Raw genomic sequence first — 26,803 nt, 5'->3', positions numbered from 1 at the left:
TCCTCGACGTTACGCCTTGACAGCCGGTTTTACGATCAGGTTGCCACCGGTTGCTCCCGGTACAGCGCCCTTGACCAGCAGTAGGTTGCGCTCAGCGTCAACACGTACTACATCCAGGCTTTGAACAGTTACACGTTCATCACCCATATGGCCTGCCATTTTCTTGCCTTTAAACACTTTGCCCGGAGTCTGGTTCTGACCGATAGAACCCGGAACGCGGTGAGACAAGGAGTTACCATGGGTAGCATCTTGGGTACGGAAGTTCCAGCGCTTAACAGTACCGGCAAAACCTTTACCTTTAGACGTACCTGTAACGTCGACTTTCTTAACGTCTGCAAAGATTTCGACGCTAATTTCTTGGCCAGCAGTGAATTCTTGACCTTCTGGAAGGCGGAATTCCCACAGACCACGGCCAGCTTCTACGCCAGCTTTAGCGAAATGACCCGCTTCTGGTTTAGTAACGCGGTTAGCTTTTTTAGCACCGGTAGTTACTTGCACAGCACGGTATCCGTCGTTCTCCAGGCTTTTGACCTGAGTTACGCGGTTCGCTTCAATTTCGATAACAGTTACTGGGATTGAAACGCCATCTTCAGTGAAGATACGCGTCATACCCACTTTCTTACCGACTAAACCAATCATTGTTTCAACCTCTCAATCGCTCAATGACCTGATTAACCCAGGCTGATCTGCACGTCTACACCAGCAGCCAGATCCAGACGCATCAGAGCATCAACGGTTTTCTCGGTTGGCTCAACGATGTCAACCAGACGCTTGTGAGTGCGAATCTCGTACTGATCGCGCGCATCTTTATTGACGTGCGGAGAGATCAGAACGGTAAAGCGCTCTTTGCGAGTTGGCAGCGGGATCGGACCGCGAACCTGCGCACCAGTGCGCTTGGCAGTCTCGACGATTTCCGCAGTTGATTGATCGATCAAACGATGATCAAACGCTTTCAGGCGGATACGGATTCTTTGGTTCTGCATGAGACCAGAGCTCCAATTATTTATAAACGTAAATGATTACTCCTCGCACCCATTTCGATTGATGGGGGAGTGTAATCGTTCAACATATAACCCCCATATCGGGAGTATTGTTCAGTAACAGCACTAGGCTATGACTGACAGATTAGTTTCAATCTGGCCTACCAAGATTAGGTAGGCCCGCGCATTATACGTAAATACCAGCAGGAAGCAAGCCAGTGTTGGAAATCTATGCAAAAACTTGCCAGATAATTTAATTAAGGGGATATAAGGTTAATTTGTGCGGTAGGAATGAAAAAAAGAGTGAGTCCAAGAAGGATTCTCACTCTTTTTGACTGCGTAATCTTATGGTTAATAAACAAGCTATCTTGCAAGTATTTAGTCTTTCGCCAACTGTGCCTGAGAGTAGTTTTGTATACCTAAACGCTCAATCAGACTCAGTTCTGTTTCGAGCCAGTCAATATGGCCCTCTTCATCAGCAAGAATTTCTTTCAATAAATCGCGACTAACATAGTCATGGATAGAATCAGCATAAGCAATACCTTCACGCAGATCCTTCGCCCCGGCGAGCTCGAGAGCTAAATCTGATTTCAGTATTTCCTCAACATCCTCGCCAATATTCAGCTTACCCAAGTCCTGTAAGTTAGGAATACCTTCGAGGAATAAAATACGTTCGATGTATTTATCGGCATGCTTCATTTCGTCTATGGATTCGTGATACTCCTTATCATTAAGGCGCATCAGCCCCCAGTTTTTAAACATTCGGGCATGGAGAAAATATTGATTGATGGCAACTAGCTCGTTGCCGAGTAGTGTATTGAGATGTGCAATTATCTTTTTATCGCCTTTCATAAGTATACCCTCCGCTTCCAGTACACAAAGTGTAGTACCAGATGGCAAAGTGTGGGGAATACTTCTCCCTACTAACTATTAGGCAACATCATTCATTTCTGGAATATTCGCGCGTTCCTCGATCAGTATCTCTCTGGCCTGTCGGATGCACTTACCGCAGTCTGTACCAATGGGTACCAATTGACGCAGTTGTTTAATGGTATGTGGATGGTGCTGACGTACAGCTTTACGGATAACTTTGTCAGATACCGCATTACACAGACAAACATACATAGAGAGACTCACTTCTTAACCAATCTCTCAAGTGTAAATAAGAATGCGTGTTATTTCAATTAAGATTATTCACTTTATCAATAAAAAAGGGTGCCGAAGCACCCTTGGTTACTTGATCAATAAAATAATTAATCAGTAAAGCAATTAAGCGATAACTTTAGCAACAACACCAGCGCCTACAGTACGGCCGCCTTCACGGATTGCGAAACGCAGACCGTCGTCCATTGCAATTGGGTGAATCAAGGTAACAACCATGTTCACGTTATCACCAGGCATTACCATTTCAACGCCTTCTGGCAGTTCGATGGTACCGGTTACGTCAGTTGTACGGAAGTAGAACTGAGGACGGTAGCCTTTGAAGAACGGAGTATGACGGCCGCCTTCGTCTTTGCTCAGAATATAAACTTCTGAATCAAAGGTAGTGTGTGGTTTGATAGAACCTGGTTTAGCCAGAACCTGACCACGTTCGATATCTTCACGTTTGATACCACGCAGAAGAACACCAACGTTCTCACCAGCACGGCCTTCGTCCAGCAGTTTGCGGAACATTTCAACGCCAGTACAAGTAGATTTAACAGTATCTTTGATACCAACGATCTCTACTTCTTCACCAACTTTAACGATACCGCGCTCTACACGACCAGTTACAACAGTACCACGGCCTGAGATAGAGAATACGTCTTCGATTGGCAGCAAGAATGGCTTATCGATAGCACGTTCTGGCAGTGGAATATAAGTATCCAATGCTTCAGCCAGTTCGATAATTTTTGCTTCCCACTCAGGAACGCCTTCCAGTGCTTTCAGAGCTGAGCCCTTGATTACTGGAATGTCGTCGCCTGGGAAATCGTAAGCAGAAAGAAGTTCACGAACTTCCATTTCTACCAATTCCAGCAGCTCTTCGTCGTCAACCATGTCACATTTGTTCATGAATACGATCATGTATGGAACGCCAACCTGGCGGCCCAACAGGATGTGTTCACGAGTCTGTGGCATAGGACCGTCAGTTGCAGCAACAACCAAGATCGCGCCGTCCATCTGAGCAGCACCGGTGATCATGTTTTTAACGTAGTCGGCGTGTCCTGGGCAGTCAACGTGCGCATAGTGACGAGTCGGGGTGTCATATTCAACGTGAGAAGTGTTGATGGTGATACCACGAGCTTTTTCTTCTGGTGCGTTATCGATCTGATCGAAAGCACGAGCGCTCCCGCCGTAGGTTTTAGCCAGTACGGTAGTGATTGCTGCAGTCAGGGTAGTTTTACCATGGTCAACGTGGCCGATAGTACCGACGTTTACATGGGGTTTGTTACGTTCAAATTTTTCTTTAGACACGACTATATTCCTTACTCTGGTGCTCTACCACTTATGAGAGAGCACTGGATCATTGTTTTAAACCCGAAAGCTTATTTGCCACGGGCTTCGATAACGGCTTGAGCGACGTTACTCGGCGCTTCAGCATACTTCAGGAACTCCATAGAGTATGAAGCACGGCCCTGGGTCTGAGAGCGCAGGTCAGTAGCATAACCGAACATTTCAGACAACGGAACCTGGGCACGAATAGTCTTACCAGTTAACGTATCTTCCATACCTTCGATCATGCCACGACGACGACTCAGGTCACCCATTACGTCACCCGCATAATCTTCAGGGGTTTCGATTTCAACCTTCATTATTGGCTCAAGCAGAACTGGTTTAGCTCGTTTGAAACCTTCTTTAAAGGCGATAGAACCGGCTAATTTAAACGCCAATTCTGAGGAGTCAACATCATGGTAAGAACCGTAGTGCAGACGCACTTTAACGTCCACAACCGGATAACCAGCCAGAGGACCGGATTTCAGTTGTTCCTGGATACCTTTATCAACAGCAGGGATGAACTCTTTAGGAATAGAACCACCAACGATTTCGTTGACGAATTCATACCCAGCACCACCCGGTGGTAACGGAGACATATCGATAACAACATGACCGTACTGACCACGACCGCCTGACTGCTTAGCGTGCTTACCTTCCACGTCCTTGACGGTATCGCGGATAGTTTCACGGTAAGCAACCTGAGGTTTACCGATGTTTGCTTCCACGCTAAATTCGCGGCGCATACGGTCAACCAGGATATCCAAGTGCAGCTCACCCATACCAGCGATGATAGTCTGACCTGATTCTTCGTCAGTCCACACACGGAATGATGGATCTTCTTTTGCCAGACGCCCCAGAGCCATACCCATTTTTTCCTGGTCGGCTTTGGTTTTTGGTTCAACGGCAACAGAGATAACCGGCTCAGGGAACTCCATACGTTCCAGAATGATCACATGCTTTGGATCACATAAGGTGTCACCCGTCGTCACGTCTTTCAGGCCGATCGCTGCTGCGATGTCGCCTGCGCGAACTTCTTTGATCTCTTCACGTTTGTTGGCATGCATCTGTACGATACGACCCAAACGCTCTTCACGCGAACGTACTGAGTTCAGCACAGTGTCACCGGAGTTAACAATGCCAGAGTACACACGGAAGAATGTCAGGTTACCCACAAACGGGTCGGTAGCAATTTTGAATGCCAATGCAGAGAACGGCTCTTTGTCGTCTGAATGACGAACAGCCGGAGTATCTTTACCATCGTCCAAAATACCGTTGATTGCTTCAACGTCAGTTGGCGCTGGCAGATAATCGATAACTGCATCCAGCATTGCCTGTACGCCTTTGTTTTTAAACGCAGAGCCACAGGTAACCAAGATAATTTCGTTGCGCAGAACACGTTGACGCAGAGCTTTCTTGATTTCTTCTTCGGTCAGCTCTTCGCCGCCCAAATACTTGTCCATCAGCTCTTCAGACGCTTCTGCAGCCGATTCAACCAGATTCTGGTGCCATTCAGCAGCCAGCTCAGCCATATCAGCAGGGATCTCTTCGTATTCGAAGGTCACACCCAGATCGGCTTCATTCCAGTTGATCGCTTTCATTTTCACTAGATCGATAACACCAGTGAATTTCTCTTCCGCGCCGATTGCCAGTTGCAATGGAACTGGATTCGCGCCCAGACGAGCTTTAAGCTGGCCAACAACTTTCAGGAAGTTAGCACCCATGCGGTCCATTTTGTTAACGAACGCAATGCGTGGGACTTTATATTTGTTCGCCTGACGCCATACGGTCTCAGACTGTGGCTGAACACCACCAACTGCACAGTAAACCATTACCGCACCGTCAAGAACACGCATAGAACGTTCAACTTCAATGGTGAAGTCAACGTGCCCTGGGGTGTCAATGATATTGATGTGATGTGGTTCATACTGTTTAGCCATACCAGACCAGAAGCAGGTAGTAGCCGCAGAAGTAATGGTAATACCACGTTCCTGCTCTTGTTCCATCCAGTCCATAGTGGCTGCGCCGTTATGAACTTCACCGATCTTATGGTTTACACCGGTGTAAAACAGGATACGTTCGGTAGTGGTTGTCTTACCGGCGTCGATGTGAGCGCTGATACCGATATTACGATAGCGCTCAATGGGTGTTTTACGAGCCATTTGATTCCTCTATTGCCTTAGGCGTTCATTCGATTAACCATGCGGGTTAACTATTAAAGCGCCCGCATGGTTAGCATAGCTACTGCGTGGTAATTACCAGCGGTAGTGCGCGAACGCCTTGTTAGCTTCGGCCATACGGTGAACGTCTTCACGTTTCTTAACAGCAGAACCTTTGTTCTCTGCTGCGTCAGACAGTTCATTCGCCAAGCGCAAAGCCATGGATTTATCACCGCGTTTACGAGCAGCATCAACGATCCAACGCATTGCCAAGGCATTACGACGAACCGGACGAACTTCAACTGGTACCTGATAAGTAGAACCACCAACGCGGCGAGACTTAACTTCGACAGTCGGGCGCACGTTATCCAGAGCTACTTCGAAAGCTTCCAGAAAATCTTTACCAGAACGCTGAGCCAGGGTTTCCAGCGCGGTATAGACGATTGCTTCTGCAGTAGATTTTTTACCATCTACCATCAGGATATTTACAAATTTAGCCAGCAATTCAGATCCGAACTTAGGATCTGGCAAAATTTTACGCTGACCAATTACACGACGACGTGGCATGGAAATACTCCGTTGTTAATTCAGGGTTGTCCAAAACTCTAAGAGTTTATTTTGACATTAATGTGAAAATGTTTGGCCTTACTTAACGGAGAACCATTAAGCCTTTGGCTTCTTCACGCCGTACTTAGAACGTGATTGCTTACGGTCTTTAACACCTGAGCAGTCAAGCGCGCCGCGGACGGTGTGGTAACGCACACCTGGCAAGTCTTTTACACGACCGCCACGGATCAGGATCACGGAGTGTTCCTGTAGGTTATGACCTTCACCGCCGATGTAGGAGGTGACTTCAAAACCGTTAGTTAAACGCACACGGCAAACTTTACGCAGTGCGGAGTTAGGTTTTTTCGGGGTGGTGGTATATACGCGGGTACATACACCACGTTTCTGCGGGCATGCTTCCAGCGCAGGAACGTTGCTTTTAGCAACCTTCATGCTGCGTGGCTTGCGAACCAGCTGGTTAATCGTTGCCATTATTAAAAAAGCTCCTGGTTTTTTGCTTCGTAAACACGTGATAAATCCCCCTCGTTTGCACGACTGGCAGAGAACGAGGACGCAGAATTTTATGGCTGACTATCTAAGGTGTCAAGAAATATACAGCATTGACTGCATTACCATGCCAGTTGTTGCTGATGTTTTAGGGTCAAATCCACGAAGTGAGTATAGCCGATTAGCGTAGCGCTGTCTGAAATTTGACCAGACAAACCACGTGCAATAACGTCATCTTCTAACACAAATAGAGAAGCGGGGTTATTTAACAATAGCTTAAGACTTTCACTGTTTTTCAAAACAGTCATAACGCCATCTTGTAGAAAGAGAATCTCATCTTCGGATGTGACTAATCTCAGCAAAGCAGATAAATCGCAACGATAAGGAGAATGACTGACGGTATACAGCATTATAGCGACCCAAATCCCATTAAAAAGTCAGCACAACATCATAAGTTGCCAATTGGCGACGTAAATTTACCGGAGATAATACCTCGACAGCAAGGATCCAGTTCGTCACACCACTCAACCCGCGTTGCTCTAATGAGGCTTCGCAGATATAACAATTCTCAACATCGTACAGGGGTAAGACACCAAAAGTGGCAATATAGTTTCTGGCGAGAATTATTTCCGGTTGTTGCTGAGGTAATAGCTGCAAAACACCATCTGACAGAAAGAATACACCTAAATCTTCGCTTAATGCCGATGTAGCCAGTAAGGCATCCAACCCTTCCCGCCCTGCCGAATTGCCATGCGGACCTTGGGTGAAAACAAAAGCGACACGTTTCATTGCCATTAAAATTGCACCATGCGATCACAGGTCAATGCAGCTTCGGCTAACGCACCCAGTCCGGTTAAGGTAAAACCCGGTTGCAGATTCGCTGCCGCAAGATTGAGTTGTTCGGCTTCCTGTTGGTCGGTTACACCACGGCGTAATGCCGCCGCCACACACACATGCAACATAACAGCATGTTCAGCCGCCAATTGTTGCCACGCCCTTACCAAGTCAAATTCATCACTGGCAGGGGCAGTTAATTGGTTAGCGTTCAAAACGCCTTCGCGATAGAAGAAAACGCTCACCAAACTGTGACCTGAATTTATCAGCGCTTGTGCGAATTGATAAGCACTACTGGCCTGCTGCGTACCATAAGCAGGCCCTGTGACCATAAGACAATATCTTTTCACGCCAGACATTAACGGTCGTGCCCTACAAGGTCGCCACTTTTGAATTGGCGAATGTAAAGATAGACGGTGTGTTTAGAGATATTAAGCCGTTCTGCAACCTGATTGATGGCATCTTTGATATCAAAAATACCCTTTTCATAAAGATTAAGTACCACTTGGCGGTTCTTCGCATTGTTAGAAACATTACGGTCCGCATTGACTTCTTCGATGGTAAATTCAAGTGTTTGCGCCACCAAATCATCAACAGATGAGGCAAAGTTGACCGAGGAAGCAACTTCCTGCGTTTCCGGCGGCATAAACGTTTGGATGATTTGTGAGAAAGGCACATCCAGATTCATGTTGATGCACAGCAAGCCAATAACACGCTGGTCACGGTTACGGATAGCGATAGTGACTGATTTCATCAGTACACCACTTTTGGCTCGGGTGAAATAAGCTCTTGAAACACTGCTGTCAGCACCGGCCATATCGTGCAACATCCGTAGAGCCAAGTCGGTTATCGGTGAACCAATTTGCCTTCCAGTGTGTTCTCCATTCGCAATTCTTACCGCAGAGCTTTTCAGATCTTCCAGTGAGTGCAGAACAATTTCACAGTGGCCGCCAATAAGCATAGCTAAGCCATCAACGACAGCTTCGTATGATTTTAGTATTTCATGGTCCGTCTGACTGAACGGACGTTCATCCAGTAAATCCAGTTCACTGGTTTCGCTACTGAGAAGCGAATTAGACATCGAAGACACCATCCTCTAGGTAAAGCCTGTCTCAATATCGTTGGCAGACTCATAACTCAATATCTTAGATTTTAAGTCTAGCAAATATGCTGAGATAAAATCCTTGCGTTTGCGCGTGATATTGACGTTAAGCCCACAAGCCATAAACCGTCAAGTTATCAACGAACAGAAGTGAAAATTGATAGATGTGCCGCAAAAAAAACCGCCACGACAATTATCGCAGCGGTTATAAGCAGAATCGGTGAACTAAGCTGAATTACTTCTTCGCTTTTTCGCCTGCAGCTGCTGCTGGTTGCTCTTCTGGAGCATCAGCTTTTGGCGCCGCTTTCACATCTAACAGTTCTACATCGAATACCAGAGTAGAGTTAGCTGGGATACCTGGGACGCCAGTTTTGCCGTAAGCCAGTTCTGGTGGGATAACCAGGGTGATCTTGCCACCTTTTTTGATTTGCTTCAGGCCTTCAGTCCAACCTGGGATAACACCGTCCAAGCGGAAGGATAATGGCTCACCACGCTTGTAGGAGTTATCAAACTCAGTGCCATCAGTCAGTGTCCCTTTGTAATTAACAACCACGGTATCACTGTCTTTTGGTGCTTCACCAGTACCGGCTTTCTCTACTTTGTACAGCAGGCCAGATTCGGTTTTCTTCACATCTTTTTCTTTAGCGAAAGTATCGCGATACTTAGCGCCCTTATCGGCATTTTCTTTAGCGTCCTGCTCCATTTTTGCCTGAGCAGAAGCTTTTACGCGAGCTTCAAAACTTTGCAGAGTGCTTTCAATTTCTGCATCAGTCAGTTTGCTTTTGTTAGCAAACGCGTCCTGAACACCGGCGATCAACTGGTCTTTATCCAGTTTAATACCCAGCTTTTCTTGTTCTTTTAGGGAATTATCCATGTAACGCCCTAATGATGCGCCTAATGCATAAGCAGATTGCTGGTCATCATTTTTAAATGCGCTATTGGTCGTTGCTGGCGCGGCTGCGGTTTTAGCTGCTTCAGCAGCGAAAGTAGCAGAGGTATTCAGGGTCAGCGCCATGGTGGTAGCCAGTAGCGTTACTTTAAACAGTGATTTCATCCATTTCTCCATTGGCTTAAGGACACTTACCCCAAGCAACGATTATAAGTGTAACTTGTACTATAACTGTCTGTGCGAACACAAAACAATCTCTATGCTGATGCTATTAAGTGATATTAAGACTTTTTTTACTACAAGAAGTTTCGTTTTATCGATATCTTGACCCTCGCAAGGCAATCACGGCGTTTTACAGGTAGAATCGCCCCTCCCCTGTTTTTTCTCTATGAGTATCAAATAGGAAGTAATAAGAGGGTATGGTTTGCAGTCATGAGAGGAAATTAATATGGAACAATCCCTGTTTGAACAACGGCTGGAAATGCTGGAAAGCCGTCTGGCATTTCAGGAAGTGACGATTGAGGAACTCAATTTGATCGTGACGGAGCACCAAATGGAAATGACCAAATTGCGGGAGCATCTGCGTTTGTTGACCGATAAACTGCGCGAATCTCAGTCTTCCATGATGGCCTCGCCAGCAGAAGAGACACCGCCTCCGCATTATTAATGCGGATAGCAAAAAGCCAGCCGCAAGGCTGGCTTTTGACTGACCATGTCAAATTTTAGTAACAGGTCAGATCTTAGTGACAGCCACAGCCGCCCTTACCACAACCACCTTTACCATGTTCATGATCGTGGTCACCCTCATCATGGCCATGACCGCCGCAGCAACCATCACCGTGTTCATGATGATGATCATGCTCGCCATGTACGTGGCCATGTTGCAGCTCTTCTTCTGTTGCTTCACGGATAGCAACCACTTCAACGTGGAAGTTCAGATCCTGACCCGCCAGCATGTGGTTACCATCAACCACCACGTGCTCATCTTCAACAGCAGTGATCTCTACCGGTACTGGACCTTGATCGGTATCAGCCAGGAAACGCATGCCAACTTCCAGCTCGTCAACGCCCATAAAGACGTCTTTCGGTACGCGCTGCACCAGATTTTCATCATAGCTGCCGTAGCCTTCGTCTGCATTCACGCGCACATCAAAGCTGTCGCCAGCTTCATGACCTTCGAGCGCTTTTTCCAAACCAGCGATCAGGGAACCGTGTCCATGCAAGTAGTCCAACGGCGCACTCACCGGAGACTCATCAACTAAAACACCGTCTTCTGTACGTACCTGGTAAGCCAGGCTGACCACCAAGTCTTTTGCTACTTTCATGATATCTCCTACCCTTGGAACAAAAATTGGCACAGATTGTAGCTGAAATCTGCACCGCTGTACCCACCAGCATAAAAAATCGCGAAGGATAACGCTACTCGGGATGGAAAATACCGATCACTTGTTCATGCGGGCGGACGTGTTGATTGACCTGTTCATCCGTCTGGCGTTGATGGTGACCACACTTGACACACTCGACCACCTCTACCTGATCTTCACGCCATAAAGCCAATGTATCCAATGCCTTACATTTTGGACAAACCGCTCCAGCGATAAATCTTTTGCGCGTTTTTGTCTTATTAAGAGCACTTGTCATCGTTTTCTCCGACATTATTCGTATTCATCCCACCCATCTAACTGCCGACTTTCGTGTAGCATTTCTCGCTGGAAAATATCTTCCAGTTCACGGCGGGCCTCTTTAACTCTGGAGATTTGCGCCACATCACCATGATGCTGCGGCACCAATTCACGCAGCATCCGCATATCAAGACGGCGGAAATGTTGTTGCGCCCGATAAGCTTGATGTGGATGCATTCCCAATCCCAATAGCGTTTTACGCCCCAACTCCAGCGCACTGGAAAAGGTTTCACGGGTGAAGTCTTTGACGCCATTTTGCAACAGTTCATGTGCTTCAACACGCCCTCTGGCACGCGCCAGAATGTGCAAGTCAGGGAAATGTTGCTGGCACAGATGCACCAATGTCATGGTATCTTCCGGCTCATTACAGGTGATAACAATAGCTTTAGCTTTTTCCGCGCCGGCGGCCCGCAACAGTTCCAATTCGGTGGCATCGCCGTAATAGACTTTGTAACCGTATTTGCGCATCACACTCACCGCACTGACATCACGTTCTAACACGGTAATACGCATTTTGTTCGCCATCAGTAGGCGGCCAATCACCTGACCAAATCGCCCAAAACCAACAATAATCACCTGCGGATCATTATCTTCCACGAACGGCTTCTCATCGCTCTCTTCCTGCGCGTTATAACGGCGGATCAGAATGCGATCGATAGCCTGCATCAATAATGGTGTCGTCATCATCGACAACGTAACCACCACCAGCAGCAATGCCAGTTGTTCAGCATTTAGAACATGTTGAGAGAATGCAGCGGAGAACAAGACGAAAGCAAATTCACCGCCCTGACTGAGCACTCCGGCAAATTGCAAGCGCACCGAACGGCGCAAGCCAAATGTACGTGCCAAACCATACAATACGGTGCCTTTGATAAATACCAGCGCCAGCACACCTAACAACACATCCAGCAGGTGAGTGAATAGCACACCAAGATTCAGCGCCATCCCAACCGAAATAAAGAACAACCCGAGCAATAACCCTTTAAAAGGTTCGATGGCAATTTCCAGTTCGTGCTGAAATTCACTTTCGGCCAGTAATATCCCGGCGATAAATGTCCCTAACGCCATCGATAGGCCCAATGCATCCATAAACAGTGCAGAACCTAATACCACCAGTAATGCGGCGGCAGTAAAAACCTCCCGCACACCAGAGGCGACAATATAGCGAAACAAGGGGCGCAGCAGATAGCGCCCACCAATCAACATGCCCGCAAACGCCGCAACTTTAATACCAATTTTGACCCAATCATTGGCAGCACCACCGCCCCCCGCCAGAATAGGGATCAACGCCAAAGCAGGTATAACCGCCATATCCTGGAACAGTAACACCGAGAATCCGAGCTGCCCGCCTTCGTTGCGGTTCATGCCTTTTTCCCGCATTAGCTGCAATGCCATCGCGGTCGAGGACATTGCTAAACCAATGCCACCGATAACCGCCGCCTGCCAGGCGAATTGGGTGAAATAGAGTAATGCCCCCAATACTGCTGCTGTAATAACGACCTGACCCGCACCGACACCAAAAATAGAGCGCCGCAACTGCCATAGCTTGGCTGGATTCAACTCCAACCCAATGATAAACATCAGAAACACCACACCAAGCTCGGAGAAGTGCAGTATTTCGTCAACATCACGTATAAAACCTAACCCCCATGGACCAATAGCAATACCGGCTATCAGATAACCCAACACCGCACCAATACCCAGGCGTTGAGCAATAGGGACCGCAACCACAGCGGCAAATAAAAATAATAAAATGGCAGTAAGTAGCGCTGAGCCTTCCATATATCAGTGCCCTCCCGCAGGCAGCGGCGACTGCAACCACTGCGTATAAGCTTGCGCATGGCTGGCTAAGACTTCCGGTTTCTGACGTCGCGCCCAGTATATAATCATCGGGTTCATCCAATGCATATGGCACATAGCCGCTGTCAATTCGAAAGGGCGCAGAATATCTTCCATCGGATAGCGGTTATAGCCCCCTACCCGATAGGCCCCTTCCGGTTCGCCGGTGGTAATTACCGAGCGCCAATACTTACCCGTCAGAGCATGACCACCCACACCATTGGCAAAACCACGAGCTAATACCCGGTCCAGCCACTCCTTCAGCAACGCCGGGCAACTGTAGGTATAGAGAGGATGTTGAAATACAATAACTTGATGCTCACGTAGCAATTGCTGCTCATGGTGAATATCAATAAAGAAATCAGGATAATGTGCATAAAGATCGTGCACAGTAACATGTTCTAACTGCTGCACCGGTTGCAGTAAAACCCGGTTTGCCACCGAGTCTTGTGATTCCGGATGGGCATACAGCAGCAAAACCTTCGGTGGCTGCGACATCATTCCCCTCCAAAGCGTCGTCAGGGTCCGGTTTTTCCGTTACCATGCTCCGCAAAGACCAAAAAAGACTAAGATTTATACCCAAAGTAATTGGGGTTGCAGGTCAGCCGCAAGCGAGCAAAATCCGATAAGCCTATGCAAATAAGGCCAACTACAAATATGTGATTCGGGTGAATGCGCGCAACTAGCCCCCTGTAACGTCAAAAATACAATGATAATTTAACATACTCTAAACATACGGCACTCTATGATTGTTTTTTCTTCGCTTCAAATACGACGTGGTACCCGCGTCTTGCTGGACAACGCTACAGCAACGATTAATCCTGGCCAAAAGGTCGGGCTGGTCGGCAAAAACGGTTGTGGTAAATCCACCCTGCTGGCGTTGCTCAAAGGCGAACTGAGCGCCGATGGGGGCAATGCCACTTTCCCCAGCAACTGGGCACTGGCTTGGGTTAATCAAGAGACCCCGGCCCTGGATATTCCGGCGATAGAGTATGTTATCGACGGGGACCGCGAATATCGCCAATTGGAGGCCGAACTTCAGGCCGCTAACGAAAAAAATGATGGTCATGCCATCGCCACCGTGCACGGCAAACTTGATGCCATCCATGCCTGGACAATTCAATCCCGTGCCGCCAGTTTGCTACACGGGCTGGGGTTTTCTCAAGAGCAATTACAGCAACCGGTACGTTCATTTTCTGGCGGCTGGCGCATGCGCCTTAACCTGGCCCAAGCGCTGGTTTGCCGCTCTGATTTACTGCTGCTGGATGAACCGACCAACCACTTGGATTTGGATGCAGTTATCTGGCTGGAAAAATGGCTGAAAAGCTATTCTGGCACGCTGGTATTAATTTCTCATGACCGCGATTTCCTTGATCCTATTATTGATAAGATTCTGCATATTGAACAGCAGACGCTGAATGAATATACCGGTAACTATTCATCTTTCGAACGCCAGCGAGCGACCAAGCTCTCGCAGCAGCAGTCGATGTATCAGCATCAGCAAGAAAAAGTGGCGCATTTACAAAGCTATATCGACCGCTTCCGCGCACAGGCGACTAAAGCCAAACAAGCTCAGAGCCGCATCAAGATGCTTGAGCGGATGGAACTGATTGCACCTGCCCATGTGGATAATCCATTCCACTTCAGCTTCCGTACACCGGAAAGTTTGCCTGACCCCCTACTCCGCATGGAGAAAGTGAGCGCCGGCTATGGTGATCGTACGATTTTGCAGTCCATTAAGCTCAATCTGGTCCCCGGCTCCCGCATCGGTCTGTTGGGGCGCAATGGTGCGGGTAAATCTACGCTAATTAAGTTGCTAGCCGGCACATTAGAGCCACAAAGCGGTGAGATTGGTTTATCCAAAGGGATTAAACTGGGTTACTTCGCCCAGCATCAGTTGGAGTTTTTGCGTGCGGATGAATCACCGCTACAGCATATGAGCCGCCTGGCACCCAAAGAGTCGGAACAACAACTGCGCGACTATTTAGGTGGCTACGGTTTTCAGGGCGATCAGGTTACGGACCCAACAGCCCGCTTCTCCGGCGGTGAAAAAGCGCGTTTGGTACTGGCACTGATTATCTGGCAGCGCCCTAACCTATTGCTACTCGATGAGCCAACCAACCACCTTGATCTTGATATGCGTCAGGCGCTAACCGAAGCCTTGATTGATTTTGAAGGCGCATTGGTGGTGGTTTCCCATGACCGCCATTTACTGCGTTCCACCACCGATGACCTCTATCTGGTGCATGATGGCAAAGTAGAGCAATTCGACGGCGATTTAGAAGATTACCAGCAATTTTTGGTCGATGTGCAGCGCCAGCAAAGCCAGCAGGATAATCCGACAAAAGAGTTGTCCGGTAATAGTGCCCAACAGCGTAAAGATCAAAAACGCCGTGAGGCAGAGTTCCGAACCCAGACTCAGCCATTGCGTAAGCAGATTATGACGCTGGAAAAACAGATGGATAAGCTCAGTACCGAGCTGGCAGTCATCGAAGAGCGATTGGCTGATTCTGCCTTATACGATATTGCACGTAAGGCTGATTTGACCCAATGTTTACAGCAGCAGACGCAAGTGAAAACCAAACTTGAAGAGACTGAAATGCACTGGCTAGATGCTCAGGAGCAGTTGGAGAACCTCACTAAGATATTTGAAGCGGGATAACCGCTTTTCAGAAAACGCCAGTATTAAGGATAATAAGGTCATGGCTAATAAGGATATTAGTGTGGTGGTACCGGTATTTAATTGCGCCGCTTACCTCACACAACTACTGGATTCATTGTACCAGCAGTCGGGTGTGTCATTGGAAATCATTGCCGTCAATGATGGTTCGACCGATGACAGCCTGACGATATTAGTAGCCGCCGCGCGCCATGATTCGCGGCTGGTCATTGTTAATCAGGCCAATCAGGGGCTTTCTGCGGCCCGTAATGCTGGAATCGCTCGGGCAACCGCCCCCTGGATTGCTTTTGTTGATGGCGATGACTGGCTGGCCTCTGATGCTTTATCAACCTGGTTGCAACAGGCCAATCGGCAGCAATTAGATTTACTGATAGGTAATGGTTTTACCTTTACCACTGATCCCCACCTGGCGCCCAGCAGCCCCTTGTTACATAAACAGCCGTGGAGCGAGATACTTAGCGGCCAGCAATGGGTTATTCGCAGTATTGAACATAATGAGTGGCCACATTATGTATGGCTACAATTGATTCGGCGCGAATTGATCGCGACCCATCAACTCGCATTCATCCCTGGAATGCTACATGAAGATATTCTGTGGACCACCCATCTGGCACTCGCCGTACAACGTGTCGGTTTCTGTGATACGCCATTTTATGGTTATCGCACCAACCCACTCTCCATCACCCACTCTCCGTTACCCCAAGCCTTGGTGGCTCGCGCCAATAGCTATCTTAGAATTATTAACGCGCTAATTAACCTTTCTGCCACGCAACAACCGCCGTTAAGCCGTGCGCTGTTACGTCACGCTAATCAGGAGAGCGGCCATTTTTTCGGGTTGATGCGTAAGAAATTATCCCCGTCACCAGAACGTTCGGCACTCGCGGCTGAGTTTAGGGCATTAGGCTTACCCAAAGCGCTGTTTCAGGGCGCGGGGAATATCAGTGAGTTCTGGCGAGCGGTACGTTTATCAGTCACTCTATGGCGTTATGCGCAGCAGAAGCATTCATTATCAAAATAGATCTCAAATTTACGTTTATTTTTGTTATTACTCAGGAAATTTTCATGTTTAATAAGGCATAAAATTACTTCTGGGAATATGTATTGATGCAGCGCATTTTGGTTATCCGAATTGATTTCCTTGGCGATCTGGTTTGTACCACTGCTTTATTACATGCATTAAAGCAGCGCTGGCCAGCAGCCGAAATTCATGTGCTGGCCAATAAATACAATCGAGATGCACTGGCACGTAACCCCGATATCAGTACCGTTCACACCTACGTTTACAGTAAGCAATGTGAAAGAAACCAACAACCGGGCAGGATCAAGGCGCTGTTTAATCGTCTGGCCCTGATTTGGCGACTGCGATGTTTACGTTTTGATTTACTGGTTATCCCTAACGGTGGCATGAACAAAAACAGTATCCAGTTCGCTAAACAACTTAATGTGGTCGATAGCCGTTGGCATAACCCGGGCAGTGAATTTGATGACCGCAATCCTGACCATGTGACCAATCGGCCAATACGCCATGAGGCGCTGTCTGGTTTTGCACTGCTACCCGAACTGGGGCGGGTCGACATCGATACGCTCAAATTACATCTCTATCCTGACCCACAATTGCAGGCAAAATGGCAGGCAGAATTAGGTGAACGCAATCGGCCACGTATCGGGCTGTTTGTCTCGAATAAATCACCGCAACGGCGCTGGTCGTGGGAGAAGTGGCAACAGTTGGCACTGAAGCTCAGTGATCAGGCCGAGATAGTGATTTTGTATGATCCCATCGCACCGCCAAGTGAACAGCAACTGGCGAGCATCCACGGCCGAAGTCTATTTACACCGTCAGTTGATGAGTTCGTGGCCGCAGCCAGTCAATTGGATGTGGTTATTTCGGCTGATAGCGCACCGGTCCATATCAGTTCAGCATTACAGATCCCGGTCGTCGCACTGTTTGAGTCGCGGCCAGAAAAATACCGGCGCTGGTACCCGTTAACCCGCCATGTGTTGTTACATGCCGGGCCACAGGTTGATGACATCACCGTTGATGCAGTTGACGCAGCGGCCCGCTCGTTGTTAATCACAGACTAAATCAAATCGCCCGTTAACCAGGCCGGTACACCGGCCTATCCCCCAGAATAGTCGCCCGATGCATCACCCGCCGTTGTGGCAGATAATCGGCATTGGCATAGTGCTGGGTGACACGGTTATCCCACATCGCCACATCATCCTGCTGCCAGCGCCAGCGTACTTGAAACTCGGGTTTGGTGGTGTGTGCAAACAGGAAACGCAGTAAAGCATCGCTCTCTTTATCACTCAATTCAACGATTCGGGTGGTGAATCCTTCATTGACGAACAATGCCTGACGCCCACTCACCGGATGGGTACGTACCACCGGATGCAATATCGGCGGATTATTCTCTTTAGCCAGTAGCCATCGTTGATGCTCTTCCGGGGTCGCACGATGTTTGTGCTCGGGGAAGGAGTGCGCAAAGTCATGCTCGGCCTGTAAACCGGCCAAAAGCTGTTTAAACGGAGCAGAAAGCGCTTCATAAGCCGCAATCCCACTGCTCCATAAGGTATCACCACCGGTTGGCGGTAGCTGCTTTGCCGCCAGAATCGCACCTAATGGCGGATTGGCGATAAACGTCACGTCGGTGTGCCAGTTATCGTTGTCCGGCGGATTATTATCATGGGTATCCAGCACGATAATCTCCTCACACTCTTTGGTGTGCGGATAAACCGGATGAATATGTAAATCACCAAAACGCCCGGCCAGTTCACGTTGCTGTAATGGCGTGATGGGTTGATTGCGGAAAAACAGTACCTGATGCTTGAGTAACGCATGATAAAGCTGTTCAAACTGACTATCACCCAACGGGCGGGCAATATTAATATTCTCAACCAAAGCACCAATATGCGGCCCTAACGGCGTGACTACCAAGCGTTCATTCATTGCTGTGCTCCATACCAAGGTGTTAGCCGGCGTTGGATCGCCCGCAAACTTAGCTCCATACCAAAAGCGATAATAGCAATCACACTGATGCCGGCGATGACGACATCGGTTGCGAGAAACTCACCGGCTGATTGCACCATAAACCCTAATCCGCGCGTAGCGGCAATAAGCTCAGCAGCCACCAACGTTGACCACCCCACACCCAACCCAATGCGGATACCGGTTAAGATTTCTGGCAAGGCGCTGGGGAGCACCACAAACCATAAAACCTGCCAGCGACTGGCCCCCAATGCACGAGCAGCTCTAACCCGCACCTGTGCCACGCTACGCACGCCAGCCACAGCGGCTAACGTCACCGGCGCAAATATCGCCAGATAAATCAGCAGGATCTTTGAGGTTTCACCAATGCCGAACCAGATAACCATAAGGGGCAAATAGGCTAAGGGGGGAACGGGGCGATAAATCTCAATCAGTGGGTCCAACACACCACGTACGGTGCTGCTTAGCCCCATCGCAATGCCCGTTGGAACACCAAGTGCGACCGCAGCGAGTAATGCGATAAGAATTCGCCCCAAACTGGCGGCCAGATGTTGCCATAGCGTGGCATCCATAAACCCCTGCGGGCTGGCAATCACCAATAACTGATGTAATACCTGCTGCGGCGCGGGTAAAAAGAGTGGGCTGATAAGCTGTAACGCCGTCACCGCCCACCACAACGCGACCACCACAATCAGAGTAGTGATGCTAAGCCACAAGCCATTACCCGCAGGTAAACGGCGAGCCGCCTTCTTGGCAATCAACGGGGGTTCATCGTTAGCCGGTAGGCGGTGAAGCGGCAGCGTGACGGCTTGATTACGTAACGTGCTGTGCAGGCTCATATCAATACCTCCCGTTGCTGGAAGACTTTACCCAACACATATTCGCGGCGGGCGATAAATTCAGGATCAGACTTAATGGATCGGCATGGCTCACCAGCGGCATAACGCTGACCAAAATTCAGCGACAGTCGTTCGACCACCTGCCCCGGCCCTGGAGACAGCAATAGCAGCTCGCTGGCCAGAAACACCGCCTCTTCGATATCGTGGGTGATCAGCAAAATTTGTTTGCCGGTATCACGCCAAATAGTCAGCAACAGCTCTTGCATCTGCTCGCGGGTAAAAGCATCCAGCGCGCCAAACGGCTCATCCAACAGCAACAAGCGCGGGTCAACCGCCAGTGCACGAGCAATCCCTACCCGTTGGCGCATCCCACCAGAGAGTTGCCAGATAAGGTGATGTTCAAAACCAGCTAACCCTACCCGATGAAGCATTTTCAGGGCAGTTTCGCGCCGCTGTTGTTTGCTTAATCCTGCCAGTTGCAGGCCAAACTCCACATTGCTGACCACATCCCGCCACGGCAGTAAGCCCTCATGCTGGAACACCACTCCCCGTTCGGCACTCGGGCCGTGAACCGGTATATCATCCAGAGTGATGCTGCCAGCTGAAGGCTCCATAAATCCGGCAATTAGATTCAATAACGTGGTTTTACCGCAACCTGATGGCCCCAATACCACGACCAACTCTCCAGATGCGATTTGCAGTGACACATCCTGTAAGGCAGGTTTGCCCTGATATTCGGCCCACAGGCCGCGCACGTTTAGCATGATGGCTCCTAGGACTGCGGTGTGGCCTGCACTGCTTTCACAAAGCGGTCAGTGACGAAATCACTATAATCACTGGCAATTTGCGGGATTTTGCCTTGCTCTTTCAGGAACGCAGCAGTATCGCGGATGGCCTGATCCACTGGTTGACCCAGTTGCGTTATCTGCTCAGCGACAGGCAAATAAGTATTGCCCTTCACCAGCTCCGGCACTTGATCGGTAGGGACACCACTTAAGCGCGAAAGCTGCCCCAGATACTGCTGATTTTTCAGCCATTGTTCTGGTTGGGCCAGATAAGCACCTTGGGCGGCCAATGCACTGCGGGCAAAGGCGGTGACCACCTCAGGATGGGCTTTGGCGAAATCTTTGCGCACCACCCAGACATCCAGGGTTGGCGCGCCCCATTGACCTACTTGGGCAGAATCAGTCAGGACGGTGCCGGTTTTGGCTAATTCGTTAACGGCAGGAGCCCAAACATAAGCGCCATCAATGTCACCCCGCTGCCAAGCGGCGGCGATAGCAGGTGGCTGCAAGTTGAGGATAGTGACCTGATCCGGCTTGATTCCCCAATGTTTCAGGGCTGCCAGCAGACTGTAATGTGTCGTGGAGATAAACGGCACGGCAATACGTTTACCAATTAAATCTTGTGGGGTTTTAATGTCTTTCTTCACCACCAGCGCCTCTGAACTCCCCAGTTGTGACGCCAGTAGGAAGACCTCAATTGGCACCTTCTGGCTGGCAGCAACGGCTAATGGGCTGGAGCCGATATTACCAATTTGCACATCACCCGAGGCCAATGCCCGCACAACGCTAGAGCCGCTGTCAAACTTGCGCCAATCCACATTGGCACCGGACAACTTGGCAAAGCTGTTATCCGCTTGCGCGACTTTTGCCGGTTCTGCGGACGTTTGATAAGCCACCGTCACATCGACAGCATGTGCACTGGCAGCAACCAGCGACAGAGCTAACAGTGCACCACCTGGCCGTAAAAAGCCGCGTATTGCGGCGGTAAGACTTGCAGAAGATAAGGTTATCGCCATGGTTCACTCCGCTGGGTTAACTGTGTCATTCGCTATTGCTGCGACCCTGAGCGCACCGGGCGCTCTGAGATGACAGTGTTACCCGAAGGAGTAATACGACAAAAGGAATAAAAGAATATTCTTTATTCCTTTTGGTAATAAAAAAAATCTGAAGGAATTGTCTATGCAGTTAACTTAAAGATCTATTTGGCCTTTCATAAAAATGCGAGCATCACCGGCAATTAAAGTACGATCATCGGCTAAGGTGCAGAATAATTCGCCACCGCGTGCTGATATCTGCCGGGCGTGCAGTGATGACCTTCCCAGTCGCGCGACCCAATAGGGCATTAAGGTACAATGGGCTGAGCCGGTAACCGGATCTTCATTGCAGCCAAGGGTAAAGTAACGCGAAACAAAATCCACTTCATCACCCGGCGCGGTCACAATCACCCCACAACCGGTATAGGCAATCAGCGCAACAATATCGGGTTGTAACTGCCGTACCTGCTGCTCGTTTTCCAGCACCACCAACAGAGATTTTGCCTGCCATACCTGCTGAATGTTGCTGCCAAGCAATGCACTCAACTCTGCCGCGATAGCGATTTGGTCGGGCGGTAATGAAGGGAAATCCAGCGACAGTCGGCCGAAGTTATCGCCATCGCGCTTGACGTACAAGTCACCGCTGGCACTGCGAAAACAGATATCATGCAAGCCAGGATTAACGATGCTGAACATCACATGCGCCGCCGCCAATGTGCCGTGTCCACATAAGTCGACTTCACGTTCCGGGGTAAACCAGCGGATCGCCGATTTATCCCCTTCATCCCAGACAAAACTGGTTTCCGGTAAATTAATCTCGGCCGCGATACTTTGCATCTCTGCGGCCGACAACGGTTTCTTCAGCAGATACACCCCTGCCGGGTTGCCGGATAACCCTGCGCCAACAAATGCATCAACATGAAAATAGTTATAGGCCATCAATTAGCTCCACTGATTAATGCCAAATCAATAACACACAGGCTGCCGTCAGCAAGCCCATCGAGATATTAAAGCTAAACCAGGCGCGGCGGCTGCGTAACAAGCGCCCAATCAAAGTACCAAAACCCAGCCAAATGATACCTGCCACCAGGTTCACCATAAACATACCAAGGCTTATCATTACGATAGAATGATTATAGGCGGCTCCGGTCATACTGAAGCTGGCGACTGACCCGAGTCCCATCAACCAGGCTTTGGGATTAAGGAACTGCAATAACCAGCCCTGATACAAGCGCAACGGTTTTGGCGGTGCGACATTGGTTTCCAATTTCTCATAGGCAGAAGTGGCAATTTTCCATGCCAGCCATAGCAGATATAGGCTACCCAAAATTTTCAGAACCAGATGGAGGGAGGGGTAGATAAGAATCAGGCCGCCGACACCAAAAGCCACCAACAGCAACATGCTCTGCATGCCTAACATAATACCTAACATCAGCCAGATAGAACGCATAAAGCCGAAGTTAGCCCCCGCAGAGGTTAACAACATATTGTTTGGACCGGGGGTAATAGCTGCAACCCAAAGAAAGCCTACCATTGAAAGAAATAAACTCAGTTCCATGAGACGGGTGCCTCTCACCCAAAATGATGCGCGATATACCCATGAAGCTAACAGTGTGTTATTGATCACACAAGAGCAACAACATGATTTCCATTCACTATATGCATGAATTATTTCGCCCACTGGCCGGAGCCAGTAATCCACATCTACAAACACTGTTGCCACGACTGGTCAGACGGCATGTGCAATTGCAACCGTTCTGGCAACGGCTGGAACTGCCTGATGGCGATTTTGTCGATCTGGCCTGGAGTGAAAATCCCGAGCTGGCAAGAGATAAACCCAGAGTCGTACTCTTCCACGGTTTGGAAGGTAATTTTTACAGCCCTTATGCCCATGGGTTATTAAGTGCATGGCAAGCCAAAGGCTGGCTCGGTGTGGTGATGCATTTTCGTGGATGCAGTGGAGAGCCAAATCGTAAGTCACGCATTTATCACTCCGGTGAAACAGAAGATGCTCGCTTCTTTCTCCGCTGGCTGCGAGAGCGCTATGGCCAGGTGCCAACCGCCGCCGTCGGGGTCTCTTTGGGTGGCAATATGCTGGCGATGTATTTGGCAGAGCAAGGCCAAGATAGCCTGTTGCAGGCCGCAGTGGTGGTGTCAGCACCACTGATGCTTGAACCCTGTGCTAATCGTATGGAGCAAGGTTTCTCCCGGGTCTATCAGCATTATTTACTGGGCCAACTAAAGTTAAATGCCACGCGTAAGCTTTTGCATTACCCCGGAAGTCTGCCTTTGGATCTGGCTCAATTGAAAGGGTTGCGGCGAATCAGAGATTTTGATGATGTCATTACTGCTAAAATTCATGGTTTTAATGATGCAGTTGATTATTATCGCCGTTGCAGCGCCCTGCCGCTATTGCCGCAGATTACGACTCCGCTGCTGATCATTCATGCCAAAGATGATCCGTTTATGACGGCTGAAGTTATCCCGGATCTCAGCGAGTTACCGGCCAATATTGACTATCAGTTAACCGAACATGGCGGTCACGTTGGTTTTGTCGGTGGCTCATTGAAACACCCACAAATGTGGCTGGAACAACGTATTCCGGCCTGGCTTTCCCCTTATCTGGAGCAACAGCAATGATAGTTCCCTGGCAGCAAGTTGACGGTGAAACACTGGATAACTTACTTGAAGCCTTTGTGTTACGTGAAGGTACCGATTACGGCGAGCATGAGCGCTCATTAGCGCAAAAAGTCGAGGATGTACGCCGCCAGTTGATCAGCGGTGAAGCCATATTGGTGTGGTCCGAATTACATGAAACCATCAATATTATGCCGCGCAGCGCATTTCGCGCCGGAGCAGAAGAGCAGCAATAGTCCTTCCGCTGTTACGAAGACATTGACTGAAACAGGGTGACAAGCCCGCCACTTTGCCCTAAAAATAATCATCAACGATAAAAAACAGGCGATTGCAGCCCGGTCACTGAAGATCTAACCCCCATGGAGTTACAGCTAATATGTCGACTAAACATCCGGTTATAGCCGTTACCGGCTCAAGTGGCGCAGGGACAACCACCACCAGCCTGGCATTCCGTAAGATCTTTCAGCAATTGAATATTCGCGCAGCGCAAATTGAAGGTGACAGTTTCCATCGCTATACCCGCCCTGAGATGGATGCAGCCATCCGTAAAGCACGAGATCAAGGCCGACATATCAGCTATTTTGGCCCCGAAGCCAATGACTTTGGCCAGTTGGAGCAAAGTGTGTCGGAATACGGTGAACACGGCACTGGCCGTTCACGTAAGTATTTACATACCTATGATGAAGCGGTGCCATACAACCAAATTCCCGGCACGTTTACCCCGTGGGAAGCATTGCCACAACCCACCGACGTGCTGTTTTATGAAGGGCTGCATGGCGGCGTGGTGACTGAACATCATGATGTGGCGAAACACGTCGATCTGTTGGTGGGCGTGGTACCTATCGTCAATCTGGAGTGGATTCAGAAATTAGTACGCGATACCGGCGAACGCGGCCATTCGCGTGAAGCGGTGATGGATTCCGTAGTGCGCTCCATGGATGATTATATCAACTACATTACGCCGCAGTTCTCACGCACTCATATCAACTTCCAGCGCGTTCCAACCGTTGACACATCAAATCCGTTTGCTGCCAAAGCGATTCCGTCACTGGATGAAAGCTTTGTGGTTATTCATTTCCGGGGTTTGGATCAAATTGATTTCCCTTACTTACTGGCGATGTTGCAAGGATCATTTATCTCGAATATCAATACATTGGTGGTACCCGGCGGAAAAATGGGGCTGGCAATGGAGCTGATTATGGCGCCGCTAGTGCAGCAGTTGTTGGAAGGGAAGAAAATCAGTTAATCGCCTTCGTTCTTGGCGTTGCAGTATAGCAATTGCTGGAGAGAGAAAAATAATTTGGCTCAATCCCAACCCAAAGTAATTGGAGCTGCAGGTAGGCGGCAAACGAACGCAGCTAACAGCCCTGCAGCTTCAAGTACGAAGGGTTTGCTTAGGCGATGTCACGGATCTCAAAACTGTGGGTAATAGTCGCCGCTTTACCCAACATCAGTGAGACGGAGCAATATTTTTCTGCTGACAACTCAACGGCTCGTTCCACAATTTTGTCGGTCAGACCTTTGCCGCTGACAATAAAATGCAGGTTGATTTGCGTAAACAGACGCGGTGCCTCTTCGCGACGCTGCGAGGTTAATGTCACTTCGCAATCACGCACATCATTGCGGCCTTTTTGTAAAATAGAGACCACATCAATCGCGCTACAGCCGCCTGCTGACATTAACAACATTTCCATCGGACTCGGTGCTTTGTCTCCAGCATTACCGTCCATCAACACCTGATGACCTGATGCCGATTCACCCAAAAATGTCAGCCCCTCAACCCACTTTACACGTGCCTGCATAACTCTTGCTCCCGGTTAAATTTTCTGATCCAGACTACCCTTTCATTTACAAACTGGCAATGTAACCCGATGTTCATCATGCTGAAGCGATACAACACAAGACACTGGCTTCATCCTGTGCTACAAACAGAACCGAAAGTGTTGTTTCTAGAATTAAATAGGGTAGCTTCTCAATACTCAGTGGAGGGTTTCTACCCGGTACGTATCTTGGCTATACCTTTCGGCAGTTGAGCAAATTAATATGCTACGAGAAAGTGTATTTTATAAGCACGCCGTACAGGGAACTCTGAGCCCTGTTATGTTAGGCAGCGATAACAACAGAGGATAACAGCGAATGGTTCTCGGCAAGCCACAAACAGACCCGACTCTCGAATGGTTCCTGTCTCATTGCCATATCCACAAATATCCATCGAAGAGTACGCTGATTCACCAAGGTGAAAAGGCCGAAACACTTTACTACATCGTGAAAGGCTCCGTTGCGGTGCTTATTAAAGATGAGGAAGGTAAAGAGATGATTCTCTCCTATCTAAATCAGGGAGATTTCATCGGCGAACTTGGATTATTTGAAGAAGGCCAAGAACGTAGCGCCTGGGTTAGAGCAAAAACCGCCTGTGAAGTGGCTGAAATTTCTTACAAAAAATTCCGTCAGCTGATTCAGGTCAATCCAGATATTTTAATGCGCCTATCTTCACAGATGGCGAGTCGCTTACAGATTACATCTGAGAAAGTGGGCAACCTTGCTTTCCTTGATGTGACTGGGCGTATTGCACAAACGCTGCTTAATCTGGCAAAACAACCTGATGCCATGACCCACCCAGATGGGATGCAGATTAAAATTACCCGCCAGGAAATTGGTCAGATAGTTGGCTGCTCCCGCGAAACCGTGGGGCGGATACTAAAAATGCTGGAAGATCAAAACCTGATCTCCGCACACGGTAAAACGATTGTCGTCTACGGCACCCGTTAATTCCCCCTAAACTGGTGCCGATACTGTCGGCATCAGTTTTTTAATCTTTTGTGATCTATAAAT

At 48.9% G+C, this 26,803-nt stretch carries 32 protein-coding genes; 8 read left to right on the top strand and 24 right to left on the bottom strand.

Going from position 1 to position 26,803, the window contains the following annotated elements; genetic code table 11:
* Nucleotides 1–9 precede the first annotated feature (9 nt).
* The 13 genes from rplC to fkpA form a co-directional block, all read right to left on the bottom strand.
* A complete protein-coding gene (gene rplC / locus Q2T71_RS20295; RefSeq protein ID WP_002218932.1) occupies nucleotides 10–639 on the bottom strand; it encodes a 50S ribosomal protein L3 in 630 nt (209 codons plus the stop codon).
* A gap of 32 nt (nucleotides 640–671) precedes the next feature.
* Nucleotides 672–983 carry a 30S ribosomal protein S10 gene (rpsJ, locus tag Q2T71_RS20290; RefSeq protein WP_001181005.1) on the bottom strand — a complete coding sequence of 104 codons (312 nt, stop codon included), beginning with the start codon at nucleotides 981–983 and terminating at the stop codon, nucleotides 672–674.
* Nucleotides 984–1,358: 375 nt separating this feature from the next.
* A complete protein-coding gene (bfr, locus tag Q2T71_RS20285; RefSeq protein ID WP_083161169.1) occupies nucleotides 1,359–1,832 on the bottom strand; it encodes a bacterioferritin in 474 nt (157 codons plus the stop codon).
* A gap of 78 nt (nucleotides 1,833–1,910) precedes the next feature.
* Entirely contained in the window at nucleotides 1,911–2,105 is a 195-nt protein-coding gene (bfd, locus tag Q2T71_RS20280) for a bacterioferritin-associated ferredoxin (protein ID WP_005186233.1), read from the bottom strand.
* A gap of 144 nt (nucleotides 2,106–2,249) precedes the next feature.
* Nucleotides 2,250–3,434: an elongation factor Tu gene (gene tuf / locus Q2T71_RS20275; protein WP_005186230.1), complete on the bottom strand. Its 1,185-nt coding sequence runs from the start codon at nucleotides 3,432–3,434 to the stop codon at nucleotides 2,250–2,252.
* A 71-nt stretch (nucleotides 3,435–3,505) separates the two neighbouring features.
* Nucleotides 3,506–5,614, bottom strand: a complete 2,109-nt coding sequence (fusA, locus tag Q2T71_RS20270; RefSeq protein ID WP_083161170.1) for an elongation factor G — start codon at nucleotides 5,612–5,614, stop codon at nucleotides 3,506–3,508.
* 93 nt (nucleotides 5,615–5,707) lie between these two features.
* Complete coding sequence (gene rpsG / locus Q2T71_RS20265) at nucleotides 5,708–6,178, bottom strand: 30S ribosomal protein S7 (protein WP_002212324.1); 471 nt, start codon at nucleotides 6,176–6,178, stop codon at nucleotides 5,708–5,710.
* A 96-nt stretch (nucleotides 6,179–6,274) separates the two neighbouring features.
* Complete coding sequence (rpsL, locus tag Q2T71_RS20260) at nucleotides 6,275–6,649, bottom strand: 30S ribosomal protein S12 (protein WP_002212323.1); 375 nt, start codon at nucleotides 6,647–6,649, stop codon at nucleotides 6,275–6,277.
* A gap of 137 nt (nucleotides 6,650–6,786) precedes the next feature.
* Nucleotides 6,787–7,074, bottom strand: a complete 288-nt coding sequence (gene tusB, locus Q2T71_RS20255) for a sulfurtransferase complex subunit TusB (RefSeq protein WP_049601300.1) — start codon at nucleotides 7,072–7,074, stop codon at nucleotides 6,787–6,789.
* A 19-nt stretch (nucleotides 7,075–7,093) separates the two neighbouring features.
* Entirely contained in the window at nucleotides 7,094–7,459 is a 366-nt protein-coding gene (gene tusC, locus Q2T71_RS20250; protein ID WP_372560348.1) for a sulfurtransferase complex subunit TusC, read from the bottom strand.
* The gene (tusD, locus tag Q2T71_RS20245) at nucleotides 7,459–7,857 is read right to left on the bottom strand and encodes a sulfurtransferase complex subunit TusD (protein WP_083161172.1); all 399 of its coding nucleotides are present in this window, start codon (nucleotides 7,855–7,857) and stop codon (nucleotides 7,459–7,461) included. The genes tusC and tusD overlap by 1 nt, the downstream gene beginning before the upstream one ends.
* Nucleotides 7,857–8,579, bottom strand: a complete 723-nt coding sequence (locus tag Q2T71_RS20240; protein WP_032906602.1) for a transcriptional regulator — start codon at nucleotides 8,577–8,579, stop codon at nucleotides 7,857–7,859. Before Q2T71_RS20240 ends, tusD begins: the two co-directional genes overlap by 1 nt.
* Before the next feature lie 256 nt (nucleotides 8,580–8,835).
* Nucleotides 8,836–9,654 carry an FKBP-type peptidyl-prolyl cis-trans isomerase gene (fkpA, locus tag Q2T71_RS20235; protein ID WP_372560347.1) on the bottom strand — a complete coding sequence of 273 codons (819 nt, stop codon included), beginning with the start codon at nucleotides 9,652–9,654 and terminating at the stop codon, nucleotides 8,836–8,838.
* Between the two features lie 283 nt (nucleotides 9,655–9,937).
* Here fkpA and Q2T71_RS20230 point away from each other — a divergent pair, with 283 nt between their 5' ends.
* Nucleotides 9,938–10,156 carry a protein SlyX gene (locus Q2T71_RS20230; RefSeq protein WP_005186209.1) on the top strand — a complete coding sequence of 73 codons (219 nt, stop codon included), beginning with the start codon at nucleotides 9,938–9,940 and terminating at the stop codon, nucleotides 10,154–10,156.
* A gap of 73 nt (nucleotides 10,157–10,229) precedes the next feature.
* Here Q2T71_RS20230 and slyD read toward each other — a convergent pair whose 3' ends face one another.
* The 4 genes from slyD to kefG all read right to left on the bottom strand — a co-directional run bounded on the left by slyD (nucleotide 10,230) and on the right by kefG (nucleotide 13,508).
* The gene (gene slyD / locus Q2T71_RS20225) at nucleotides 10,230–10,814 is read right to left on the bottom strand and encodes a peptidylprolyl isomerase (protein ID WP_372560346.1); all 585 of its coding nucleotides are present in this window, start codon (nucleotides 10,812–10,814) and stop codon (nucleotides 10,230–10,232) included.
* 94 nt (nucleotides 10,815–10,908) lie between these two features.
* Entirely contained in the window at nucleotides 10,909–11,130 is a 222-nt protein-coding gene (locus Q2T71_RS20220; protein ID WP_372560345.1) for a YheV family putative zinc ribbon protein, read from the bottom strand.
* A 14-nt stretch (nucleotides 11,131–11,144) separates the two neighbouring features.
* Nucleotides 11,145–12,953: a glutathione-regulated potassium-efflux system protein KefB gene (gene kefB / locus Q2T71_RS20215; RefSeq protein ID WP_083161175.1), complete on the bottom strand. Its 1,809-nt coding sequence runs from the start codon at nucleotides 12,951–12,953 to the stop codon at nucleotides 11,145–11,147.
* A gap of 3 nt (nucleotides 12,954–12,956) precedes the next feature.
* Nucleotides 12,957–13,508: a glutathione-regulated potassium-efflux system ancillary protein KefG gene (gene kefG / locus Q2T71_RS20210; protein WP_372560690.1), complete on the bottom strand. Its 552-nt coding sequence runs from the start codon at nucleotides 13,506–13,508 to the stop codon at nucleotides 12,957–12,959.
* Between the two features lie 247 nt (nucleotides 13,509–13,755).
* Here kefG and Q2T71_RS20205 point away from each other — a divergent pair, with 247 nt between their 5' ends.
* The 3 genes from Q2T71_RS20205 (at nucleotide 13,756) to Q2T71_RS20195 (ending at nucleotide 17,772) form a co-directional block, all read left to right on the top strand.
* On the top strand, nucleotides 13,756–15,672 hold the full coding sequence (locus Q2T71_RS20205; RefSeq protein WP_372560344.1) for an ABC transporter ATP-binding protein: 1,917 nt from the start codon (nucleotides 13,756–13,758) through the stop codon (nucleotides 15,670–15,672).
* A 40-nt stretch (nucleotides 15,673–15,712) separates the two neighbouring features.
* Complete coding sequence (locus tag Q2T71_RS20200) at nucleotides 15,713–16,708, top strand: glycosyltransferase (protein ID WP_372560343.1); 996 nt, start codon at nucleotides 15,713–15,715, stop codon at nucleotides 16,706–16,708.
* 86 nt (nucleotides 16,709–16,794) lie between these two features.
* Entirely contained in the window at nucleotides 16,795–17,772 is a 978-nt protein-coding gene (locus Q2T71_RS20195; protein WP_372560342.1) for a glycosyltransferase family 9 protein, read from the top strand.
* 13 nt (nucleotides 17,773–17,785) lie between these two features.
* On the opposite strand, the gene tauD is transcribed toward Q2T71_RS20195, so the two are convergent.
* The 6 genes from tauD to Q2T71_RS20165 form a co-directional block, all read right to left on the bottom strand.
* Nucleotides 17,786–18,637, bottom strand: a complete 852-nt coding sequence (tauD, locus tag Q2T71_RS20190) for a taurine dioxygenase (protein ID WP_372560341.1) — start codon at nucleotides 18,635–18,637, stop codon at nucleotides 17,786–17,788.
* Entirely contained in the window at nucleotides 18,634–19,515 is an 882-nt protein-coding gene (tauC, locus tag Q2T71_RS20185) for a taurine ABC transporter permease TauC (protein WP_372560340.1), read from the bottom strand. Before tauC ends, tauD begins: the two co-directional genes overlap by 4 nt.
* The gene (gene tauB, locus Q2T71_RS20180; protein WP_005186200.1) at nucleotides 19,512–20,279 is read right to left on the bottom strand and encodes a taurine ABC transporter ATP-binding subunit; all 768 of its coding nucleotides are present in this window, start codon (nucleotides 20,277–20,279) and stop codon (nucleotides 19,512–19,514) included. The genes tauC and tauB overlap by 4 nt, the downstream gene beginning before the upstream one ends.
* Nucleotides 20,280–20,287: 8 nt before the next feature.
* Nucleotides 20,288–21,316, bottom strand: a complete 1,029-nt coding sequence (tauA, locus tag Q2T71_RS20175; RefSeq protein ID WP_102970493.1) for a taurine ABC transporter substrate-binding protein — start codon at nucleotides 21,314–21,316, stop codon at nucleotides 20,288–20,290.
* Nucleotides 21,317–21,490: 174 nt separating this feature from the next.
* Nucleotides 21,491–22,273, bottom strand: coding sequence for a PhzF family phenazine biosynthesis protein (locus Q2T71_RS20170; RefSeq protein ID WP_372560339.1), 783 nt, complete (start codon nucleotides 22,271–22,273; stop codon nucleotides 21,491–21,493).
* A gap of 16 nt (nucleotides 22,274–22,289) precedes the next feature.
* Nucleotides 22,290–22,892, bottom strand: coding sequence for a LysE family translocator (locus Q2T71_RS20165; RefSeq protein WP_032906591.1), 603 nt, complete (start codon nucleotides 22,890–22,892; stop codon nucleotides 22,290–22,292).
* Nucleotides 22,893–22,993: 101 nt separating this feature from the next.
* Here Q2T71_RS20165 and Q2T71_RS20160 point away from each other — a divergent pair, with 101 nt between their 5' ends.
* From Q2T71_RS20160 to Q2T71_RS20150, 3 genes are all read left to right on the top strand, one after another.
* On the top strand, nucleotides 22,994–23,974 hold the full coding sequence (locus tag Q2T71_RS20160) for a hydrolase (RefSeq protein ID WP_372560689.1): 981 nt from the start codon (nucleotides 22,994–22,996) through the stop codon (nucleotides 23,972–23,974).
* On the top strand, nucleotides 23,971–24,207 hold the full coding sequence (locus tag Q2T71_RS20155; RefSeq protein ID WP_032906589.1) for a YheU family protein: 237 nt from the start codon (nucleotides 23,971–23,973) through the stop codon (nucleotides 24,205–24,207). Before Q2T71_RS20160 ends, Q2T71_RS20155 begins: the two co-directional genes overlap by 4 nt.
* 140 nt (nucleotides 24,208–24,347) lie before the next feature.
* On the top strand, nucleotides 24,348–25,217 hold the full coding sequence (locus Q2T71_RS20150; protein WP_372560338.1) for a phosphoribulokinase: 870 nt from the start codon (nucleotides 24,348–24,350) through the stop codon (nucleotides 25,215–25,217).
* Nucleotides 25,218–25,365: 148 nt separating this feature from the next.
* Here the strand turns inward: Q2T71_RS20150 and Q2T71_RS20145 are convergent, their stop codons facing one another.
* On the bottom strand, nucleotides 25,366–25,773 hold the full coding sequence (locus tag Q2T71_RS20145; protein WP_004391459.1) for an OsmC family protein: 408 nt from the start codon (nucleotides 25,771–25,773) through the stop codon (nucleotides 25,366–25,368).
* Nucleotides 25,774–26,107: 334 nt separating this feature from the next.
* On the opposite strand from Q2T71_RS20145, the gene crp reads away from it, so the two are divergent.
* Complete coding sequence (gene crp / locus Q2T71_RS20140; protein ID WP_005186183.1) at nucleotides 26,108–26,740, top strand: cAMP-activated global transcriptional regulator CRP; 633 nt, start codon at nucleotides 26,108–26,110, stop codon at nucleotides 26,738–26,740.
* The last annotated feature ends 63 nt before the right edge of the window (nucleotides 26,741–26,803 follow it).

Origin of the sequence: Yersinia sp. 1652 StPb PI (assembly GCF_041538345.1) — a bacterium.
GTDB classification, from domain to species: domain Bacteria; phylum Pseudomonadota; class Gammaproteobacteria; order Enterobacterales; family Enterobacteriaceae; genus Yersinia; species Yersinia enterocolitica_E.
This window is presented reverse-complemented; position numbering and strand designations above follow the sequence as displayed.

Coding starts and splice junctions, on each gene's coding strand:
- rpsJ (WP_001181005.1), bottom strand. CDS start 983: ATGCAGAACCAAAGAATCCGTATCCGCCTGAAAGCGTTTGATCATCGT.
- tauB (WP_005186200.1), bottom strand. CDS start 20,279: ATGCTAAACGTGCGCGGCCTGTGGGCCGAATATCAGGGCAAACCTGCC.
- Q2T71_RS20230 (WP_005186209.1), top strand. CDS start 9,938: ATGGAACAATCCCTGTTTGAACAACGGCTGGAAATGCTGGAAAGCCGT.
- Q2T71_RS20170 (WP_372560339.1), bottom strand. CDS start 22,273: ATGGCCTATAACTATTTTCATGTTGATGCATTTGTTGGCGCAGGGTTA.
- tauC (WP_372560340.1), bottom strand. CDS start 19,515: ATGAGCCTGCACAGCACGTTACGTAATCAAGCCGTCACGCTGCCGCTT.
- Q2T71_RS20240 (WP_032906602.1), bottom strand. CDS start 8,579: ATGTCTAATTCGCTTCTCAGTAGCGAAACCAGTGAACTGGATTTACTG.
- Q2T71_RS20220 (WP_372560345.1), bottom strand. CDS start 11,130: ATGACAAGTGCTCTTAATAAGACAAAAACGCGCAAAAGATTTATCGCT.
- bfd (WP_005186233.1), bottom strand. CDS start 2,105: ATGTATGTTTGTCTGTGTAATGCGGTATCTGACAAAGTTATCCGTAAA.
- Q2T71_RS20160 (WP_372560689.1), top strand. CDS start 22,994: ATGCATGAATTATTTCGCCCACTGGCCGGAGCCAGTAATCCACATCTA.
- Q2T71_RS20195 (WP_372560342.1), top strand. CDS start 16,795: ATGCAGCGCATTTTGGTTATCCGAATTGATTTCCTTGGCGATCTGGTT.
- Q2T71_RS20145 (WP_004391459.1), bottom strand. CDS start 25,773: ATGCAGGCACGTGTAAAGTGGGTTGAGGGGCTGACATTTTTGGGTGAA.
- Q2T71_RS20165 (WP_032906591.1), bottom strand. CDS start 22,892: ATGGAACTGAGTTTATTTCTTTCAATGGTAGGCTTTCTTTGGGTTGCA.
- Q2T71_RS20155 (WP_032906589.1), top strand. CDS start 23,971: ATGATAGTTCCCTGGCAGCAAGTTGACGGTGAAACACTGGATAACTTA.
- tauD (WP_372560341.1), bottom strand. CDS start 18,637: ATGAATGAACGCTTGGTAGTCACGCCGTTAGGGCCGCATATTGGTGCT.
- Q2T71_RS20150 (WP_372560338.1), top strand. CDS start 24,348: ATGTCGACTAAACATCCGGTTATAGCCGTTACCGGCTCAAGTGGCGCA.
- tauA (WP_102970493.1), bottom strand. CDS start 21,316: ATGGCGATAACCTTATCTTCTGCAAGTCTTACCGCCGCAATACGCGGC.
- kefG (WP_372560690.1), bottom strand. CDS start 13,508: ATGTCGCAGCCACCGAAGGTTTTGCTGCTGTATGCCCATCCGGAATCA.
- tusB (WP_049601300.1), bottom strand. CDS start 7,074: ATGCTGTATACCGTCAGTCATTCTCCTTATCGTTGCGATTTATCTGCT.
- crp (WP_005186183.1), top strand. CDS start 26,108: ATGGTTCTCGGCAAGCCACAAACAGACCCGACTCTCGAATGGTTCCTG.
- kefB (WP_083161175.1), bottom strand. CDS start 12,953: ATGGAAGGCTCAGCGCTACTTACTGCCATTTTATTATTTTTATTTGCC.
- Q2T71_RS20205 (WP_372560344.1), top strand. CDS start 13,756: ATGATTGTTTTTTCTTCGCTTCAAATACGACGTGGTACCCGCGTCTTG.
- bfr (WP_083161169.1), bottom strand. CDS start 1,832: ATGAAAGGCGATAAAAAGATAATTGCACATCTCAATACACTACTCGGC.
- rpsG (WP_002212324.1), bottom strand. CDS start 6,178: ATGCCACGTCGTCGTGTAATTGGTCAGCGTAAAATTTTGCCAGATCCT.
- rpsL (WP_002212323.1), bottom strand. CDS start 6,649: ATGGCAACGATTAACCAGCTGGTTCGCAAGCCACGCAGCATGAAGGTT.
- fkpA (WP_372560347.1), bottom strand. CDS start 9,654: ATGAAATCACTGTTTAAAGTAACGCTACTGGCTACCACCATGGCGCTG.
- fusA (WP_083161170.1), bottom strand. CDS start 5,614: ATGGCTCGTAAAACACCCATTGAGCGCTATCGTAATATCGGTATCAGC.
- tusD (WP_083161172.1), bottom strand. CDS start 7,857: ATGTCTGGCGTGAAAAGATATTGTCTTATGGTCACAGGGCCTGCTTAT.
- Q2T71_RS20200 (WP_372560343.1), top strand. CDS start 15,713: ATGGCTAATAAGGATATTAGTGTGGTGGTACCGGTATTTAATTGCGCC.
- tusC (WP_372560348.1), bottom strand. CDS start 7,459: ATGGCAATGAAACGTGTCGCTTTTGTTTTCACCCAAGGTCCGCATGGC.
- rplC (WP_002218932.1), bottom strand. CDS start 639: ATGATTGGTTTAGTCGGTAAGAAAGTGGGTATGACGCGTATCTTCACT.
- slyD (WP_372560346.1), bottom strand. CDS start 10,814: ATGAAAGTAGCAAAAGACTTGGTGGTCAGCCTGGCTTACCAGGTACGT.